This is a genomic window from Wukongibacter baidiensis (genome assembly GCF_050888315.1).
GTDB lineage: Bacteria > Bacillota > Clostridia > Peptostreptococcales > Caminicellaceae > Wukongibacter > Wukongibacter baidiensis.
Genome location: NZ_CP138202.1, coordinates 1761954 through 1782502 on the forward strand (window position 1 = coordinate 1761954; position 20549 = coordinate 1782502).

The 20549-nt window shown below is 35.8% G+C and carries 16 protein-coding genes and 1 riboswitch; all 16 genes read right to left on the reverse strand.

Annotated elements, in window-relative coordinates; all coding sequences use genetic code 11:
• Nucleotides 1-208: 208 nt before the first annotated feature.
• Nucleotides 209-2191, reverse strand: a complete 1983-nt coding sequence (locus R9X47_RS08055; protein WP_432666278.1) for a methyl-accepting chemotaxis protein — start codon at nt 2189-2191, stop codon at nt 209-211.
• 265 nt (nt 2192-2456) lie between these two features.
• Nucleotides 2457-3779 carry an MFS transporter gene (locus tag R9X47_RS08060; protein WP_432666279.1) on the reverse strand — a complete coding sequence of 441 codons (1323 nt, stop codon included), beginning with the start codon at nt 3777-3779 and terminating at the stop codon, nt 2457-2459.
• A 1-nt stretch (nt 3780) separates the two neighbouring features.
• Nucleotides 3781-4959, reverse strand: coding sequence for a PLP-dependent aminotransferase family protein (locus R9X47_RS08065; protein ID WP_432666280.1), 1179 nt, complete (start codon nt 4957-4959; stop codon nt 3781-3783).
• A 100-nt stretch (nt 4960-5059) separates the two neighbouring features.
• Nucleotides 5060-5965: a bifunctional enoyl-CoA hydratase/phosphate acetyltransferase gene (locus R9X47_RS08070; RefSeq protein WP_432666281.1), complete on the reverse strand. Its 906-nt coding sequence runs from the start codon at nt 5963-5965 to the stop codon at nt 5060-5062.
• A 26-nt stretch (nt 5966-5991) separates the two neighbouring features.
• Nucleotides 5992-7053, reverse strand: a complete 1062-nt coding sequence (gene buk / locus R9X47_RS08075; protein ID WP_432666282.1) for a butyrate kinase — start codon at nt 7051-7053, stop codon at nt 5992-5994.
• Between the two features lie 593 nt (nt 7054-7646).
• Complete coding sequence (gene nhaC, locus R9X47_RS08080; RefSeq protein WP_432666283.1) at nt 7647-9050, reverse strand: Na+/H+ antiporter NhaC; 1404 nt, start codon at nt 9048-9050, stop codon at nt 7647-7649.
• Between the two features lie 105 nt (nt 9051-9155).
• Complete coding sequence (locus R9X47_RS08085; RefSeq protein WP_432666284.1) at nt 9156-11195, reverse strand: molybdopterin-containing oxidoreductase family protein; 2040 nt, start codon at nt 11193-11195, stop codon at nt 9156-9158.
• A gap of 2 nt (nt 11196-11197) precedes the next feature.
• Nucleotides 11198-11695, reverse strand: a complete 498-nt coding sequence (locus R9X47_RS08090; protein ID WP_432666285.1) for a 4Fe-4S dicluster domain-containing protein — start codon at nt 11693-11695, stop codon at nt 11198-11200.
• Nucleotides 11696-11801: 106 nt separating this feature from the next.
• Nucleotides 11802-13058 carry an NAD(P)/FAD-dependent oxidoreductase gene (locus R9X47_RS08095; RefSeq protein ID WP_432666286.1) on the reverse strand — a complete coding sequence of 419 codons (1257 nt, stop codon included), beginning with the start codon at nt 13056-13058 and terminating at the stop codon, nt 11802-11804.
• 321 nt (nt 13059-13379) lie between these two features.
• Complete coding sequence (gene mobB, locus R9X47_RS08100; protein WP_432666287.1) at nt 13380-13877, reverse strand: molybdopterin-guanine dinucleotide biosynthesis protein B; 498 nt, start codon at nt 13875-13877, stop codon at nt 13380-13382.
• A gap of 41 nt (nt 13878-13918) precedes the next feature.
• Nucleotides 13919-14509, reverse strand: a complete 591-nt coding sequence (mobA, locus tag R9X47_RS08105) for a molybdenum cofactor guanylyltransferase (RefSeq protein WP_432666288.1) — start codon at nt 14507-14509, stop codon at nt 13919-13921.
• Between the two features lie 68 nt (nt 14510-14577).
• On the reverse strand, nt 14578-15795 hold the full coding sequence (locus tag R9X47_RS08110; RefSeq protein ID WP_432666289.1) for a molybdopterin molybdotransferase MoeA: 1218 nt from the start codon (nt 15793-15795) through the stop codon (nt 14578-14580).
• A 7-nt stretch (nt 15796-15802) separates the two neighbouring features.
• A complete protein-coding gene (locus tag R9X47_RS08115; protein ID WP_432666290.1) occupies nt 15803-16822 on the reverse strand; it encodes a molybdopterin-binding protein in 1020 nt (339 codons plus the stop codon).
• Nucleotides 16823-17036: 214 nt separating this feature from the next.
• Nucleotides 17037-17202: riboswitch (molybdenum cofactor riboswitch) on the reverse strand.
• Nucleotides 17203-17441: 239 nt separating this feature from the next.
• Complete coding sequence (locus R9X47_RS08120) at nt 17442-18218, reverse strand: IclR family transcriptional regulator (RefSeq protein ID WP_432666291.1); 777 nt, start codon at nt 18216-18218, stop codon at nt 17442-17444.
• A 174-nt stretch (nt 18219-18392) separates the two neighbouring features.
• Complete coding sequence (locus R9X47_RS08125) at nt 18393-19130, reverse strand: TIGR03915 family putative DNA repair protein (RefSeq protein ID WP_432666292.1); 738 nt, start codon at nt 19128-19130, stop codon at nt 18393-18395.
• Complete coding sequence (locus R9X47_RS08130; RefSeq protein ID WP_432666293.1) at nt 19130-20437, reverse strand: putative DNA modification/repair radical SAM protein; 1308 nt, start codon at nt 20435-20437, stop codon at nt 19130-19132. The genes R9X47_RS08125 and R9X47_RS08130 overlap by 1 nt, the downstream gene beginning before the upstream one ends.
• Nucleotides 20438-20549: the final 112 nt, after the last annotated feature.

A 20549-nucleotide genomic window follows, 5' to 3' on the forward strand; every position in this document is an offset into this window, starting at 1 on the left:
AACTACGAAAGTAGCACTCCTATAATAGTACACGTTATTTGGATATTAATCAATTACGTTTGTATAAAATTTTTGTTAATTCAAAATTTCTTTTTATTTAAGATGATAGCTTTTATTTTTTATATGTTATATTATTAGCCACTTAAACACATTTAACCCCATGTCATTCCTCAAAAGAGGATTAACATGGGGTTTAAAACGGTGTTAATTAAATCTTAAACCTCTGAATTTGCTCCTGTAAATCCTGAGCCATACCAGCAAGTCTTTTAGCGCTTGACGCAATTTCTTCAATCGACGCCTTTTGCTCCTGAGTTCCATCGGATATCATCCTTGTATTAATAGTACTTTTTTCCTTAAGATCAGTTACATTTTCCATGGAAGTTACTATTTCATCGGATCCAGCAGACATCTCCTCCGTTGCTGCCGATACCTCTTCTATACTACTTGTCATCTTACCTATTGCCCTATGTATTTCGTCAAATACCTCTCCAGTTTGTGACACTGTATTTGCTCCATACCCTACTATATTCTCCCCTTTATCCATCAATTCTACTGCTCTTCTCGTTTCTACCTGTACTTCTTCAATCAGCTCAGTAATCTTACCAGCTGCATTACTTGACTCTTCTGCTAGTTTTCTTACTTCATCAGCGACTACAGCAAAGCCCTTACCTTGCTCACCGGCCCTTGCCGCCTCTATAGCCGCATTTAATGCCAAAAGATTAGTTTGCTCAGCAATGCTTGTTATCATCTGAACTATATTTCCTATTTCATTTGAATTTTCTCCTAACAATCTAGTAGCCTTTACAGATTCCTTCATAACACTTTGAATTTCACCCATTGTCTCAATAGCATTGTCAACGGTATTCTTACCATTCTCTACTGCTTGTCTTGCATCTATTCCTGCTTCATTTGTCATTTGCGCATTAATAGCAACCTGCTGTATTCCCTCTGCCATCTCTCTAATAGTCAGATTTGTACGCTCAACATCGGATGATTCCCTAGCGGCATCCTCTGCAAGCTTATTGATACTCTGAGCCATTGTATCAGTCATAGTGCTATATTGATCCGATGATGCAGCCATTTGCTCTGAAGAAGCACTAAGATCTATCGCTGCCGTTGTTACGTGTTCAATTAATTGTCTTAGATTTTCTACCATTTTATTAAATGCAGTTCCTAACTGTCCTATTTCATCATTGCTATTTACCTTAACATCAAGGGTTAAATCTCCACTGCTAATAACCTCAGCTGCATTAGTTAATTCCTTTATAGGCTTAACTAGATACCTTGCAAAGTATAGGGCGTATAGGATTATAAGTATGAATGCAATAGCATTTATGATAAAGTACTTCATTTTTATATTTTCTAATGTTTTATAAATTTCGCTTTCTGGAATTGTAACTCCAAGAACCCAGCCAGTAGAAGGAATTTTTTCATACACTATAAATCTTTCTTCTCCACCAATAGTATAATCTCTACTTCCTCCTTCATTTGCCAGCATTTCTGTAGTTATTTCCTTAAATTCTTGCATTTCTTCATCTTTTAAAAGGTCTCTAGCCAACATTTCCTTATCTGGATGAGCTAGCACAACCCCTTTATCGTCAATTAGTATTGCGTAGCTACCTTCCTTAGTTTCAATATTGTTGACAATCTCGCTTACCTCTGTCAGTTCCATATCCCCTGCAACTACAGCAAAGGTATTACTGTTATCTCCCTTTATCGGAATCGAAGCGGATAATACATTTTTCCAGCCATTTGCTTCATCTGCATATGTGAGTGAATATACAATATTACCGACTTTCTTCGCTTCTTCATACCACGGACGCTTTCTAGCATCGTAGTCGTCAGGAGCTACCCAATCTCCACCATCTAGTACACTTCCATCCTTCTCGAAACCTATGTATATATCATAGATATGTGGATCGTTTTTAAAAGCTTGTAAATGATTTTTCGTTATTTCGCCATCCTTTGCAGAGGCTTGTACTATAAGACCAGTTGTTTCTACAGTTTTTGCTTTGGTATTAAGCCATCCATTGATTTCCATGCTCACACCGCTTACTACGGCCTCCATCTCAGAGTGAATATTAGCTATTAGATGCTGCTTTACATTAATAAAGCTAAATGCAGATACCACTATTAGAGCTATACAGGATAATAAAACGAAGCTTAATATCAATTTTGATTTTAATTTCACTATTTTAACCCCCTTTAAAATTTTTACTCCTTTTCTATTTCCATATTTCTATTCATACTCATCAAAGTCTGCCCTAGCTGCGTACTTCTCGAATTTTGAAACATCTATGAATATTTTACCGGACGAATGTTATGTATAATTTAATATTAGAACATAATTAACATACTATTAATAAAACAACTATCATAGACCCTATTTTCAAACACGTAAATCATGCTTCAAGTTTATTCGAAAGCAAACTAAAGCATGACTTACTTAATTATGATTATTTTGTTTTTCTATTTTCTAAGTATATATTTTTACAACCAGTTTCTTTAACAAATAAAGATGCAATAAACCCTATTACCGATGCTATAAATACTACAGTAAATGCTTTTTGATATAAAGCCGTAGCCGATAATGTTGCACTATATTTATCAAAAACATTTGCAACTAATGGAGGTAATACTATCGTACCAAAGAATCCCCCAATATTAGCTACCGATGTCGATACTCCAACATATTTAGGATGATTGACTTCCTTTACACAAGGCCAGCTAACTACATAGGCACAGCTCATAAATCCTATAGTAAATATTAGCGGATATAGCAGCGCCGATGGAGGTTGACCGCCATTTGCAAAGGTTAAAAATGCCCACGTTAGGACGTATAACCCACCTGTAATAAGTAGTGGCTTCTTTCTACTCTTCATTTTATCCGACATATTTCCAATTATCACAGAGCCTACTGCGCTTCCCAATACTCCAGCTATTATATAATTTGATGCCTGTATTGTTGACTTTCCATAAACGCTGGATATGAATGATGTTCCCCAATATCCCATCATAATTACATATGTGCCGTAAAATCCTGCATATAGAAAGAATACTGGCCAAGTTTTTGGATTTTTAAGCACCTGAAGTAGTCCTCTCATTATGCTTATATTTTCTGCAGATGATCCATCTTGAGACCCTTTTTCCTCTATTGGGCTCATTCCCAATTCTCCAGGTGTATTTCTTACTATAAAGTAGATTGCAGTAGCTACTACTATTGAAGCAATACCTATTCCTCTAAAGGCATTTCTCCAGCCTATTGTAGAAACCATTAATGCTAGAGGCGTTTGAGCCAACGCCCCTCCTAAGACACCAATAAAACATGTGATTCCAGTCATAGTTCCAAATTCACTTTCCTTAAACCACTCTGACTGAATTTTAAGTATTGATACAAATACTACAGATGTTCCAAGTCCTACCATTCCTCTCCCTACATATAGCAATGCTACACCCTGTGAGAAGCTAAACAGCATTATCCCGACCGCCGATACCAATGTTCCATAGGCTGCTGTTTTTCTTGCGCCAAGAGTATCTACTAATAATCCAGTAGGTATTTGCATGATAAGGTATATATAAAAGAAAGTATTTCCTATTGAAACAAAGGTTGTTTCCGTTAAAGCAAATTCAGCAATAATCGTATCCTTTACGACCCCCATTGATAGTGAGTGGAAAAACTTTATCGCGTAGGAAAGTACCATTACTCCCCATATTACCCATCGGTATTTCATCATCTTTTTAGTTTCTTGATTTATATTTGCACTGCTAATACTCTCCATCTTAAAACTCCTTATTAAATAGTTCTCCTAAGAGTCCTATTCCTTCCACTATCTGCTCTTCTGACATATTTGAATAATTAAGTCTTATGGTATTTTCGTGTCCACCTTCTGGATAGAATGGCCCACCAGGTACAAATCCCACATTTAATTCTAATGCCTTTTTAAGAAGCTCCGTTGCATCTGCTCCCTCTGGAAGATCAAGCCAGACGAACATTCCCCCCTCAGGATTTGTTCTCTTTATTATCTTCGGGAATTTCTCATCAATAAGACTACACATAAGATCTCTTTTTATTTTATAAGCATCTATAATTTCCTGTATCTGTTCCTTCATATCATATTGATTCATAAATTCATTTACCTGCATCTGTGCAAGTTGATTGGACTGAAGGTCTGCACCTTGCTTTATCATCTCGTATTTACTTATAATATCTTTATCACCACAAATCCATCCCACTCTTAATCCTGCACAGAATACCTTAGAGAATGAGCCTAGATATATTACCCGGTTCTCCTTATCCATCGACTTTATTGTCGGTAAATCCTCACCTTCAAATCTTATTTCTCCATATGGATTGTCTTCGATTATCGGCAAATCATACTTACTTGCAATTTCAAGTAACTTCTTTCTTCTCTCTAATGACCATGTTCTTCCCGTTGGGTTTGAAAAATTCGGAACTACATATATCATCTTTACTTTATTATCATTTTTCAATGCCTCTTCAAGCTCATCCATCTTCATACCATCTTCATCTACGTCTATTCCCTTAAACTTACATTCGAAGGGCATAAATGCTGCCAAGGCTCCTAGATAACTTGGATTCTCAGTGATGATTGTGTCACCCTTATCGAGAAACATCATGGCACTAAAGGATATTCCCTGCTGTGACCCTGTAGTAATCTGAATGTTATCAGATGTTATATCAACGTTCTTTTCCTTCATTATCTGTACAATCTTTTCTATTAACGGTCCATACCCCTTTGTAGGCCCATATTGTAATGCAGTAGCTCCTTGCTCTCTTAGTATTTTATCTGTTATGACTCTAACCTTTTCAACAGGTATCAATTGTGGCGATGGAAGTCCTGCCGCAAATGATATGCATCCCGGTCTTGCAGCTATTTGCTTTCCTGTTTCTCTAATTGCTGACGGTTTCATAACCCCTAATCTGCTTGATAATTTCATAAAAAATAGCCCCCTTACCAATTAAGTCCGATATGATATATAGTCTAGCATCCTAAAAATTCAGTCAAATATAGTAATTTAATTAAATAGATATACCATCTTAATCTTCTTTATTTGAAGCTAAACAAGCTAATGCTATTGAATTCAGTTTAATCTCTGCAGTATCACTTCTTGAACCTAGTACTACTGGATTAGTTGCACCTAATACTATTCCAGCCCACTTCGCTTTATTGAAATGAATCCATGACTTTCCTAATACATTTCCTACTTCTATATATGGTACAAAGAATAAATCTACATCACCTGCAACCTTACTGTCTATCCCCTTATGCTTAGCTGCTTCTGCGTCACAGGCTACGTCCATAGCTATAGGCCCTTCTATAATACAGTCTGGTAATTCTCCTCTTTCATTCATTTCCACCAAAGCCTTAGCATCAACCGTTGCAGATATCTTTGGATCAACCATCTCATTGGCAGCTAAAGCCGCAACCTTTGGCATTTCAAATCCCATTGACCTTAAAGCCAGTAACGAGTTTGTTAAAATATCCTTCTTCTGGTCTAAATTCGGTGCAACATTTACACCGCTGTCACTACAGAAAACTATCTTATTATGTCCAGGAATTTCATAACCAGCTAAAAGACTTATAAGTCTTCCAGTTCTAAGACCTTTATCCCTATTAAGAATTCCCCTCATAAATATACTTGTATTTACAAACCCCTTCATCAATACACTGGCTTTGCCTTCTCTCACCACTGAAACTGCCTTTTCTACTGCTAGAGTATCGTCGGTTTCATTAATAACAAGCGTATTATTATCTAATCCTACTTCATCTAACATAGGCTTAATTTTCTCTTCATCACCTACTAAAATAGGTTTAATAAGTCCTATATCCTCTGCCATTTTGATTGCCTTTAAAACCGCTAGATCCTGGGCCACCGCAACACTCACTGTAAATGGTCCTAGCTTTTTAGCTCTCTCCACTACCTCTTCAAATTTAGTAAACATAATATTCACACCGCCCTTTAATGTCTTTACATATATTCCTTTGTCTCTTCTTCTTTTGTAAGAACCCTTAAAGCTCCCATAGCTAAAGCTTCAAGCTCCATTTCCCCAGGTATTACTTCAACAGAAGCGATAAATTTAACCCTATCTTCAATCATTTTAACTATCCTAGCTGAATAAGCTATTCCGCCGGTTATAATTATCCTATCTACATCACCACATAAAACCGTAGCATAGGCTCCAATTTCCTTAGCCGTTTGCTGGACAAATGCATCTAGTACAAGCTTCGCCTTATCATTTCCTTCATCTATCATTTCTTCAATTTTTCTTAAGTCCTTTGTTCCAAGATAATCGTACATTCCACCGATAGTACTTACCTTAGCCACCATTTCTTCGTAGGTGTATTTTCCTGAATAACATAGCTTGATTAATGGATAAGTTGGAAGTCCTCCACTTCTTTCCGGTGAAAAAGGTCCATCAACCCTTGCTCCACCGCCATCAACGGCCTTACCCCTTCTATGGGCTGCCAGTGAAATACCTGACCCTAAGTGAGCTACTATTAGATTTAGCTCTTCATATTTCTTACCTAATTTCTCTGCTGTTTTACGACAAACGGCTTTCTGATTTAAAGAGTGAAGCCAGCTAGCCTTTTCTAAATCAGTGATTCCAGTTACCCTCGATGCAGGTTCAAATTCATCTACCGATACAGGGTCTACTACGAAAGATGGAACACCCACTTCATCTGCAATGTTTCTAGCTAAAACACACCCTAGGTTTGAAGCATGCTCACCATTAATGGCATTTCTTACATCATCAATCATTATGTCATTTACAGCGTAGGTTCCACCTTCGATAGGCTTAAGTAATCCCCCTCTTCCAGCAACCGCCGACAAAGAAGATACCTCAACATTTTCTTCTTTTAAAGCCTCAATTATAAGATTACGACGATATTCGTATTCATCAAATACCCTCTCAAAATTCTTTAGGTCTTCAGCCGAATGATCTACGGATTTTTTAAAAAGAAGCTCTTTTCCTTCATAAACGGCAATCTTAGTTGACGTTCCTCCTGGATTAATCGCTAAAATTCTCATTTTTGCCCTCCTGACTTTTCTGTTCATTTAAATTTAATTTAAAACTTTTCCGATGATTCTTACTATAAAGACCTTGGCATAACAATAGGATGTTCCTTTTAGCGCAACAACGTTCCTATTAATACCTAGTCCTATTACTTCTAATAATCTAACTTACATCTTGGTTTAAATGTATATCAAATATAACTAAAAAGTTTTGTTCCACTCACTAGAACATCGTTCTGATAGTATCTTATAAAAAAAAGAACTTTTACATTCTTCATTTAAGTAGATTTTATCATAAATAAACTTCTCTTGTAAACTAATCCTATTAAAAAAATTAAGATATTTTTCCTGTCCTTTTTTCATATAAACTGTTTAATCCAAAATATTTTTATAGCTTGGAATAATAAATTAAAAATTATCCCAAGCCATAGAATTGTATTATTTATAAAATGTCCTTATAATCCATATGAGTATATCTTATAATCAAAACCAAATTCAGATCCTAACCTACCCAGGTTTATTAGATTTCAAACTTAATCTTCCCTATTAAAGATGTCCGATTTTCATCAGTTAATCATTTACATCAAATGCAATTAAAAGCTAATATTCTATACTGCTTTACGATTTTCTTTACCATTTTCTCTAAGTATAAATATACCAAAGTATGCCAGTACTATTGAAATTAGAGGATTCAATATATTTAAGAATGCATATGGTACATAAGACATTGTAGGTACTCCTAGAGTAGCTGCAACAAAGGCTCCTGCTGTACACCATGGAATAAGTGCTCCAGTCATTGTACCACCTTCTTCTAGAAGACGACTTAGCATTCTCTTTTGAAGACCCTTTTCTTCAAATGCTTCTCTATATAAACTACCATTTAATATTACTGAAAGGTATATTTCACCCATTGCTGCGTTTGATACAGCAGTAGTAAGTATTACTAGTGTAACCATGTTTGCAGCTGATTTTATTCTACTAACAAGCTTCTCAATAAGTACAGTTAAATATCCAACCTTTTCCAGAACTCCACCTAGACATAGAGCTATAAAGGATAGGGAGAAGGTCCACATCATTCTTTGAATTCCACCTCTTAGTAAAAGGTTATCAACTATTTCTACTCCTGTTGCGTCAGAGAATCCGTAGTTAATAGCTGTTAAAGCAGCACTTAGGCTTGATCCCTGGAATACTATAGCAATGATTGTTCCTAAGAATGTACCTGTTAGCATTGCAGGAATTGAATGTACCTTCATTAAACTCATAACAAGAAGAACTACAATTGGTAATAATACTATAGGATTCAGATTGAACTTTTCAGCAATGATGCTCTGAATTTGTAGAATTTGCTCAGGATTAGCATCAGCACCTGATGAATATTTGAATCCTAAGATAGTATACATAATAAGAGAAATTACATATGCAGGAATAGTTGTATAAAGCATTGCACCTATATGCTTATATAAGTCAGTTCCTGCAGATACTGCTGCAAGATTAGTAGTATCTGAAATTGGAGACATTTTATCTCCGAAGAATGCTCCTGAAACTATCATACCTGCTATTATAGGTGCAGGGATTCCTAAACCAACACCCATACCCATAAGTGCTAATCCTACTGTTCCAGTAGTTCCCCATGAGGTTCCAGTAGCAAGTGATGTTATACTACAAATAATTAGGCCTAGTGGTAAGAAAAATTTAGGACTTAAGAACTTTAGTCCATAGTAGATTAATGCAGGAACAGTTCCGGCATGAATCCATGAACCTATAATAGTACCTATTAAAATGAATATAACCATTGCTACCATAGCTCTGCTGATACTCGTCTTCATTCCATCTAATAAATCATCTATGGTATAACCATATTTCACCGCAACTCCTGAAGCAAGGATAAGACCAAATATTAATAAAACATGAATATCTACTTTGAGTATTTTAATTCCCAATATTAGTATTAAAACGATTCCAGCAAAAACTCCTGCCGAAGCTGCAAATGATGGTCTTTGTTTATTTTCCATTCTTTTTCCCCCTTTAAGGATTATTTTGAATTTATAATTCAGTTTTTCATTAAACTCTAAATCTTCACAATACGTGAATTCTCATTTCATTCAAAATGTTTCAAATTACTTTTTTTCAATCTTGACTTGAACAGACTTCATTAAAGGGAAACCATCAATTGGATCAAATTTGTCATCGTGGGTAATTAAGTTTACGTTAGCTTCCTTCCATCCGTGGGTAATTTGTGTAACGCCAGGAAGGATTTCTGTTTCTGATACTACATTAACTGGGATTTCTATTGAGCCAATTGTAGATGTAACCTTTACAATATCCTTATCAGTTACACCAAGCTTTTCTGCGTCCTGAGGATGTAATTCTATCTCCGGACTAGGAATAGCGGTTCTAAATCTCTTAAAGTTTCTATTTCTACCATGGTAATAAACTAGTTTTCTTGCTCCTGTTATTAATGTAAATGGATATTCTTTCTTTGGATTAGTCTTATAGGCTGGCGGTATATATTCCGGCAGTTCCTCGTATCCATAATCCTTTAAGTATTTTGATGCAAACTCGACTTTTCCTGATGGCGTTTTAAATGGCTTTTCCTTATACTTTTTGTAACGTATTGGTTTATACCTATACCCCTGAGGACAGGCCTTTATTTCTTCTAAAGACACTCCTGTAGGTTCTACAAGCCATTCGTTTAGTTCATCTTCATTTTTCCAAGGGAAATAATCTCCAATTTCTAACCTGTGGGCAAGGTCATGTAAAAACTGATATTCATCTTGGACCTGAGGTATTGTAAACACTCTCTCGGTTAATCCAACTATTTGGTAACCTCCATGGCAGTGAAGCTCTGAACGCTCTAAATATGACGCCGCCGGCAGTACATAATGAGCAAGCTGAGCAGACTCTGACATAAATAGGTCTCTAACAACTAATAACTCTAAACTCTCTAGAGCCTTTATAACTTTCTCTGAATTTGGATTAGTAAGGACTGGGTTTGCACCAGCTATTATCATCCCCTTTAAGGGATATGGATCTTCAGTTAAAATTGTATTCATCGCTGTCATTGTATGACATTCCTGCCTGAAGTCATAAAGCACTGGAAACTTATCGGCTCCTATAGGATCTAAATGACGAAGTGGAATTTCTTCATATAAAGTTAGCTCCCTTAGTCCAAAGCCTTCTGGCATAAAGTTTCCACCTTTTACATCAAAGGCACCGATTAGTCCATCAATGCATCCTACTGCTCTAATATTGTTTATACCATTTTGATGATGCTCTAAACCATTACCTACATAATTTACTACGTTAGGTTTTCTCCGAGATATAAGCTTAGCTATTTCTAAAAGTGTTTCCTTAGGTACTTCAGTTTGCTCTTCAACATATTCTGGAGTAAATTTTTGAACATAATCCTTTAACTTTTCAAAGCCTAATGTATAGTCCTTTACAAACTCGTTATCGATTTCATTATTATTAATTAAGTATCTCATTATTCCATGGGCTAACGCACCATCTGTTCCTGGTCTTATTTGTGCAAAAACATCGGCTTGTCTAGCTATAGCACTAAGTCTTGTATCTATAACTATGATTTTAGCTCCATTTTCTTTGGCCTTCATTATAGATTGGGTCATATTAGGATGGGCCATAGGTGGATTGGCTCCCCATATAACAATGCAATTTGAGTTTTCAAAGTCAGGTTGAGCAGGCCATGTACCAGCAACTAGTGAGTATCCTATCCAGCGACCTACAAAACATTCTGAATCATTTGAGAAGTAATTCGGTGATCCAAAGGCATGAATGAATCTCCTAGCCATTTCTTCCTGCTGAGCAAATCCTATGGCTTCACCCTTCCAAATACTCATGCTTCTGGCACCATAGTTTTCTTTCAGTTCTTTCATCTTTTCAGCTATTTCATCAAGGGCTTGTTCAAGTTCTATCTCTTCCCATCCTGTCTCAGTTCTTTTGAGGGGCTTCAATATACGATCCTCTGCATAGATCATATCTACACCAGCCCTACCCTTTACACAAATCCTACCTTTATTCCAGTAATGGGGCTTATATCCATCTATATCTACTACTTTTTCATTTTCTATATATACGTTTATACCACAGTGATCATCACACATACGGCAAAGGGATTGTACGACCTTTTTATCTGACATCTTTATTCCCCTCCCTTCCTGTCATTTTTCATTTCTTCTAAAATTGCTCTTAGCTTACTATCAAAGCCCTTTCTTTTAGACTCAAAGGCTTCATCAACTTCTTCATATTGTAAAGCTCCGGAAATACAGAATTTTACGCAGGTTGGATCACCTTCGCATAGATTACACTTTCTACTTACTAGTTTTTCAGAGTCAAAGTGTATATTTCCAAAGGGACATGATAACATACACATCTTACATCCAGCACAACGATTTTGATCTATTTCTACTGCCCCTGTCTCTTCATTACGTTTAATTGCTCCCGCAGGACAGACTTCCATACACCATGCCTCATTGCAATGAACACACGTGAGTGGTATACAAACCCTTACCTGAGGATAGTAATTTACTCGTATATTTGAATCCTTTCTCTTAAAATCACCTTTTTGCTTAAAGGCACAGGCATATTCACAGTTTCTACATGCTACGCACTTGCTCGGATCCATTGTAACAACACGCATCTAACTTTCCCTCCTTCTTTTATCATTTTCTACACCCTTTGAAATAATCAACACAAAATTTTAGAAAAATAGATTTTGTGATTTTATATGCTTGTGCTGATTATCCTTATATAACCTCTAAAATATTTTTTGTAGGAGTGGATGCGATTTTTTTGTGTAAAGTCTCCATCAACTTTTCTGGTGAGTCTTCAATTCTTTGCTTCTTCCTTATGAAAGGTCTTAGTACTCCCAAAAATGCCACTAAGTCAGATCCTCCGGCAATTGTTCCTCCAACGGGAATTCCATCTTCAAGTACTACCTTTAAATAACTACCTTCTTTTCCATCATAGTGCTCCCAGATTTCGTTTCCTTCTTCATCCATAAATCTTCCCATTGACGCTACTGTTATTTCAAATAATTGTGTAACATTCATATTTAAGCTGCCTTCATAACTTCGCTCTTCACCAGCCATATTGGCACCAGCTATTTTACCCATTTCTATTGCAGTTGGCCATAGGGCATGGATTACGTGCTTTTCTCCAAAGGCTGTTGGACCCTGAGCCACATCTCCAGCAGAGTAAATACCAGAAACATTAGTCTCCATTTTCTCATCTACAAGTATACCTCTATCGAGGTTTACTGATGTATTCTCTAAAAAACCAATATTAGGGCGTACACCGGTTCCTACAATTATAAGATCAACTTCAAAAGGTCCCTTGTCCTTAGCATGGACCTCCATAGTTCCATCTTCTTTTCTCTCTATTCTTTGAGTCAATGTGTTAACATGAAGTTTTGCTCCATGTTCGATTATCCTTTCACGAAGGAGTTTTGCTCCCATATCATCAAGAACCCTTGGCATTATTCGAGGCGCTAGCTCATAGATGGTTACATCTAATCCCTTACAAATTGCCGCCCAAGCAGCCTGAAGAGATACAAAACCCGATCCCAAAACTAGAACTCTGTTCCCTTTTTTGAATAAAGGTTCAATATTCTTTACATCCTCCAAGGTCCACATATTATATACTCCTTCACCTGCTAAACCCTCTATCGGAGGTTTTATTGCAGATGCTCCAGTAGCAATTAACAATTTATCAAATGGAAAAACTTCTCCATTATCTATTTCAACTACTCTCTTTTCATCATCAATGTTTGTTACAGTAGCCTCAATATATCTCGTATTCATTTCTTTATAAAAATCATTATCTCTAATAAAAAATGTATCGTAATCTACCTTTCCCCTTAGATAGTATGGAAGTAATACTCTAGAATAAGCAACGCCACCTTCCTTTGATATTAATGTTACTTCGCTTTCCTTATCGTACTTGCGGAACTCTTCTAAAGCATTTATTCCAGCCGCGCTGTTTCCAATTATTACAACCTTCATACTTTCACCTCCCTCTAAAGTATCGATATTTACAAAATTCCCACACACCAAGCAATATGGAATATTAAAAATAATCTGATAAATGATATCAAAAAAAGACTTCTGCGATATCATTCTTCGCAACAATCGTTCCTTTAGTCGGAACATTGTTCCGCATTTTAGTTAGAAATTAAGGAATAACTCTCAAAGCAGTAATTTGAACCTTCTTACAATTCGCTTTATTATTCCCCATACTTTTCACTATTTTTCTATAAATAAAACATATCATAATTTTGCAATAAATTCAATACAATATTTCATTATTAAATTTTTAACAAAATATTATTTTTCAATCCCCATAATTTTTTCTTCAATAATGTCAACTAGACTAGAAGCATCGTTTATATCACAAACAGGTACGCCATCAATGTCATGGTCACTGTCACTTGCTATGGCAACTAATTCTTCTGCACTGCATAATAGTTCACTATACATTTCTGATCTGAAAACTTCAATCTTAGGCTTGTTACTCCTTTTATACCCTTCAGTGAGAATCAAATCAGCATCACTATTTAATTCTATCAACTCATCTAAGGTCCACTCTTCATCTACTCTTTTTATCATTGCAACCCTGTTTGGTGAAGAAATCGTTACAGTGTCAGCTCCAGCCTTAGCATGCCTCCATGTATCTTTCCCTGGTTTGTCTATATCAAAACCATGGACATCATGCTTTATGGTAGCAACTTTATGGTTTCTTTTCTTTAATTCCTTTAATAGCTTTTCGATTAGTGTTGTTTTTCCTACATCTGATTTACCTACAATACATACTATTGGTGTCATAAAATCATCCCCTCATCTGTAATTATAATAATTTATTAAATTTAAAGTTTTTTATTTACAAATTGGCTGTAATCCGATGGGGTATTTATATTCCTAAATATCCCTTCAATATCTTTAAAACCTTTCAGCTCATCATAGTCGACATATCTAACTTTAACCTCAGGATAGAAATCTATAATTTTATGGACATTGTTCCTTAAACACTTTTCAATAGCTTCAATACATCCTTTACCATATATCGCACATAGTGGTTGAAAGTGTTGTCCAGACCATGGAACAACTACATCGTATCCTTCAGCTAACCCTCCTAAATAGTCAATTAAATTCTTCTCAACAAATGGCATATCGCATGCCAGCACCAGGGAGTGTTCATATTTTGCATTAATTAACCCCGCATGTATTCCACTTAAGGGTCCATGACCAGGTATAATGTCTTTAATAACCTTCACTCCTAGATGATTATATAATGACGGTTTATTTGAAACAATTATTTTTTCGCTATAGGATGAAACTTCATTTAAAATTGTCTCGATAAAACTTTTGCCTTTGACATGTAAGAATGATTTATTTCTATAATTCATCCTGCTATTCTTGCCGCCCGCAAGAATAATAGCCGTTTTGTCTAACATCATACCACCTCTTCAAGAAACACATTCAACGTTTTTAAATTCAGTTTATCTCTTGGGGCATAAAGATACAATTAAATCATTACTATTTCCACAATTTGTCCACTTTCAAGGGATGGTGAATCCTTTGGAACATCTATTAAGCAGTTGCTATTCAATATGCAATTCATCTTAGATGATGTCTGCATATTTTTTGTCAATATAACGCTCTTTCCCTTAGATGTATTGGTCATTTTTCCCCTTAAGAATCTTCTAACGGGACTCTTTTTAGAAAAGTCCTCTTCTAGTACGGCCTTATCCCTTACCAAAGTTAAATCCGTTCTATGAGAAATATTATTTATAATTGGTCGTGCAAGTAACTCGAAGGATATCATTGCCGCAGAGGGATTTCCCGATAGGCTGATTACCAACTTACCCTGTAGTTCACTACAAAGTACCGGTGATCCAGGTTTTATATTAACCCTCCAAAACAGAATGTTTGCCCCGCATCTATACATTACATCCTTTACGATATCCTTTTTTCCTACTGATACTCCCCCAGTAGTTATAAACAAGTCAACCCCATCAATTTCCTGCTTTATTCTTTCGCACATTATCTCAATGTCGTCACCAGCAACACCTAGAATTATAGGCTCTCCCCCAAGTTCTTTAATTCTTGATGCTATAGCATAAAGATTGCTATTGTATATTTTCCCGTCACTTAGCTCATCTTCAACACCTACAAGCTCATCTCCAGTACTTAAAATTGCAATCTTAGGTTTTTTATAGACACTTACTTTACTTACTCCTAAGCATGCTAACACTCCTATTTCAGGAGATTTCAACATTCTCTCTCTCTCTAGGATTAGCTGTCCTTTTTGAAAATCTTCGCCTTTAAAGCAATAATTATCCCATTTTTTAAGTTCCTTTAGAATTTTCACAGTCTGTCCATCTACAAGAGTTTCTTCCTGTCTAATTACACAATCTGCATTCCTTGGAATAGGTGCTCCCGTCATTATTCTTGTTACAGTGCCTCTAGATAGTTTTTTTTGAGGATATGAGCCAGCATATACTTCTTCAATTATCTCCAATTCAATTTGAGTATCTCCACTTGCCCCTTTTGTATCCTCGGCAATTAATGCAAAACCATCAAGTGGAGAACGGTCAAAGGGTGGATGGTTTATTGGAGAAAATATATCCTTTGCAAGTACTCTATTCTGAGCATCCATCAATGAGACCTCTTCGGTTTCTATATCTATTATTTTTTCATCTAGGATATTTAAGGCTGTTTCCAATTCTATTTTTTGTAGCATTTATAAATCACCAACCCTTTCCAAAGCTACAGTCGGGATATCTACACTCATCGCAAGACATACAGAATCCACCATGTCCACAGGCTGCAATATCTCTATGATTAATCTTGTCACCGGCAAGTACTCTAGGCAAAAATAAGTCAAAGCTAGTGGTTTTACAGTACATTCCACATCCCGGCAACCCTAAAATCGGTACTTCATCTTTATAGGCTACTAAGAGCATTGCACCTGGAAGGACAGGGGCACCATAGGAAATAATCTCTGCTCCAGTCTTTCTTATTCCTAACGGAGTAAGGTCATCGGGATCTACTGACATCCCACCGGTGCAAATGATAAGTTCACAACCCATTTCTATTAGTTCCTCTATTGACTGGGTTATTTTATCACTATCATCGGGTACTATTCTACTATCAACTACTTCACAACCATACTCCAATACCTTGCTCCTTACGACAGGTCCAAATTTATCTTCTATTCTGTTGTGATATACTTCATTTCCAGTAGTTACTATACCTACCTTAGATTTTTTATATGGAATTACTTTAATAATAGGTTTCTCACCAATAACATCTTCAGCCTTTACTATCTTTTCTTCTTCAATAATCAGTGGAATAACCCTTGTTCCCGCTAATTTCTGGTTCTTTTTCACAGGATAATTGTTATGAATAGTTGCTAAAATGATTTCATTGATAGAATTGATTTCTAAAAGTCGATCGGTGTCTATCTTAAGAATGCCATCCATATTTGCAATAAAGTTTATCTTCCCTTCTTTAACATCGCTTAAATATATCCCTTCGCCTGCAGCCTTGGACAATCTATCGGCTGCTTCATTCTCATGTAAATATCCCTCTTTCTTTTCCCAAACGTAAATATTATCTTTTCCCAAAGAAAGTAAAACAGGAACATCCTCTTCAGTAATTATATGACCCTTCTTAAAGGCTCTCCCTTTAAACTTTCCGGGAATGATCTGGGTTATATCATGACATAAAATGGTTCCTATGGCTGTCTCAACAGGTATTTTTTTCATTTTACCACTCCCATATATTAAGATTTTCAGAAACATATAATCCCTCTGTTTTGCTTCACAAAAAAAGCCCTTCATTGCTTGAAAAAGAGCAAGAAGGGCATATATATGGGTATAACATCATTTTAGAAACCATACACCTCAAATCATCCACTAAAATGATCAAAGCTAGACAATTCATAGAAGGATTTAATTTTCTATGAATTATATGAACTTAACTATATATACACTTTCTCCTTTTCAAGTTATGTGAAGGCACTTCCGTTTCCCAAAGTACCCCGTGGATTAATAAATCCAGGCTGTGTTCCTTAGACCGGAACTTCATTCCGTTATTATGGCACACTACGTCCTTAGGAATACACAGCTCGGAGAAGTAAAGATACAATATTAAGTTTTCATCAAACAAACTATCGTCTACAAGAAACGACAAATCTATACATTTAACATATCACTTATACCACATCTTGTCAACTACATGTAACTAGTGTTCTAAGGTCAAAGCAATTACTCAGTTTAGAGAATATTACTACTTCTTGAGCATTTTATAATCTAAGAGTACGCTCTGCCTTAGGTTCTTAACTAAATCTTTTATAAAGAGATCACACAAAAGTAAAAATACACTCTATTTTAATAAGTTAGAAATTTTCCACGCAGTATTCTTTACTTCATTCACAATTGATTCAAATTTCTCAGACCTAATTCTTGAGGTAGGTCCAGATATACTCATTGCAGCAATAACATTGTTCTCTTTATCCACTATCGGAGCCGCTACACAGGTTAAGCCTATTTCCAACTCTTCATTGTCTATCGCATACCCGTTAATCCTTACATCTTCTAGTTCTTTTAATAAATCATCCCAATTACTTATTGTATTCTTTGTGTATATAGGAAGATCCTGTGCTTGAAACCTATCTAAAACTTTTTTTGGTGAAAAGGCTAGTAAGCACTTTCCAACGGCAGAGTAATGACTCTCACTACTTGATCCAACAATAGGATTGACTCTTAAAATCTGATCAGGGCTTTCTTCCTTTAAGATTAGAATAGTTCTAGGATATTTTTGTGATGTCTTATCAAGCACCGATACATTTACAACCTCATGGAATTTTTCAAATAGTTCCTTGGCATATGGTCTAATGATATGCTTTAAAGGCATTTTCTCTCCAACCAGCATACCAAGGGCATAAATCTTCATTCCTAGCCAGTACTTTCCATTCTCCAGATTTTGTTGTGCAAAACCTTTATTTTCTAAAGTTGACAGAGTTCTATGAACAGTACTCTTATGTAGCCCTAAAGTTTTTGCAATCTCAGTTACCCCAAGCTCTCTTTGCTCATAATACAAAAGTATCAATATATCTAGAGCTCTGTCGATAGAATTTATGATTTCCCCGTTTTTATTCAAAGTAGTACTCCTCTCGTCTTATGACCAAATTATTCTCTTCTCAAAAGTCTGCCATCTTGTTGACTTTGTCAACAAAATGAGGCTATTCTCATAATCTGGACAAGCTAAATTTATTAATATTATCCCATAAATTTATATTTAAATCAAAGAGAATATTAAAGTTTTTACCTGAGTTTAATTCTTCTCAACAAGATAACGCCAGTATCTCATAGGCATATTTCTTTTTTGAAGCTTCGGATTAATCCTGTTTTTAATTGCAATGGCTTTAAAATATTCCTTCCAAAGTTCTTGATAGCCAAACTCATCTCTATCATATTTCAGTTCTTTATTAACATCAATGTCTCTGATTATCCAATCTTCACCGTTATATACTGCTCCAATACCCCTTTTCACATCATGTATTATCCAACTTTGGTCTGATAACCTATCAACAAAGTGTGGTGCAATCAGTCCAACAATATTGAACTTCGGCTCAATAGGAGCATAATAAACATTTCCTTCTAAACACCCGAATCTCACTAATCCCAGCATTAGATGTCTTTCTCTATCAATGCTTAATCTAGCCTTATGTATTTTTAATACCCTGTCATCGGCAATATTATCCTCTATACCGCCTCCTATCTTCCATCCTAATTTTAAATACTCGTATATCCAAATTCCCGTGTCCTCTAGTTCCGTTAAATATGTATAGAAAATATTTTCAAGTGCTCTTTTTGATATTTTTGTTCTGATTGATTCGTATACCTTTCTAGCCTTCTCTGGATCCGTATGTATGTGTACCTTCTTATCTAAGAAATTTTCTTGATAATCCTCAGAAAATAATATTCTTTCAGGCACCTCTTTTCTATAATACGCTTCATATATGGATGTCAATAATCCATCAAAGCTACCATCATATATATAACAAAGCATTAAAACTCCCCCGTTATCTTTGTGATATTCTCTTCTACAGGAAATAGTAGATTTGGATAAAGAGAAAATATAGTAAGCTGCTCTCCATCATTTACCTTCTTTTTCTTACTGCTATCAATAACTAGTTGCTCTCTAACTGTAAACTCGTTCATGTTTCTCATCCCATAGTACTTGCCCTTACAGGTTATAAAATATTTGGCCCTTTTTAAAACGATTCCCATTTTCTTTAGATCATCATATCCCAGGTGACAAAACCTTCTTGCGGCAACGATTCTTCTTGCTGATTTTACTCCAACTCCCGGAATTCTAAGGAGCATATGATAATCGGCTCGATTTATTTCTACTGGAAACATATCAATATTTCTAATGGCCCAGTCACACTTTGGATCAAGGTGTTCATCAAAGTTTGGATTTTTCATGTTTAACAGTTCATTGGCCCTAAAACCATAAAATCGCAGAAGCCAGTCGGCTTGATAAAGTCTATGCTCCCTTAAGAGCGGTGGTCCTGAGATGCTAGGTAGATTAGGATGACTAGCTACTGGAACATAGGCTGAATAATATACTCGTTTTAATTCGAATTGCTTATATAATGCTTCTGAAAGGGTCAAAATATTTATGTCATTGTCTGTAGTCGCACCAACAATTAGTTGGGTTGATTGCCCAGCCGGAACAAAGTTAGGCGTCGATCTAAATTTTCTTTTGTTCTCACTTGTCTGATTTATCTTAGTTGTAATGAGACCCATGGGTTTTATAATGGATTCCCTTTTCTTCTGGGGAGCAAGGAGCTTTAGCCCATTGGTAGATGGAAGTTCAATATTTACACTCATTCGGTCTACACACTCACCAGCTTTTTCGATAAGAGTTTGATCGGCACCTGGTATCGCTTTAAGATGGATATATCCGTTGAAACCTCCTTTTCTCAGCTTAATTACGGTCTCAAGTAATAACTCCATTGTGTAATTTGGGCTTTTGTATATAGCCGAACTTAAAAAAAGCCCTTCTATATAGTTCCTTCTATAAAAATTTATAGTCAAATTGGCAACTTCCTCTGGGGTAAAGGCAGCCCTAGGCAAATCGTTTGATGCTCTATTAACACAGTATGCGCAGTCATATATACAGTAATTTGTAAACAATATTTTGAGTAAAGATATGCATCTACCATCATCGGACCAGCTATGACAAATGCCGCTTACATGGGCATTTCCAAGTCCTCCCTTCTTATTTTTTCTCGAGCTCCCACTAGATGAACAAGAAACATCATATTTAGCAGCGTCGGCTAATACCTTTAATTTATCTAAAAGTTCCACATCAATCACCTCGAACATATGTTTGTGTTCATTTTACCATAACACCCATCCATTGGCAAACATTCGTTCGCTTTTTTTATTTTTTCTCTGATAAAAAATTTAATTCAGATTT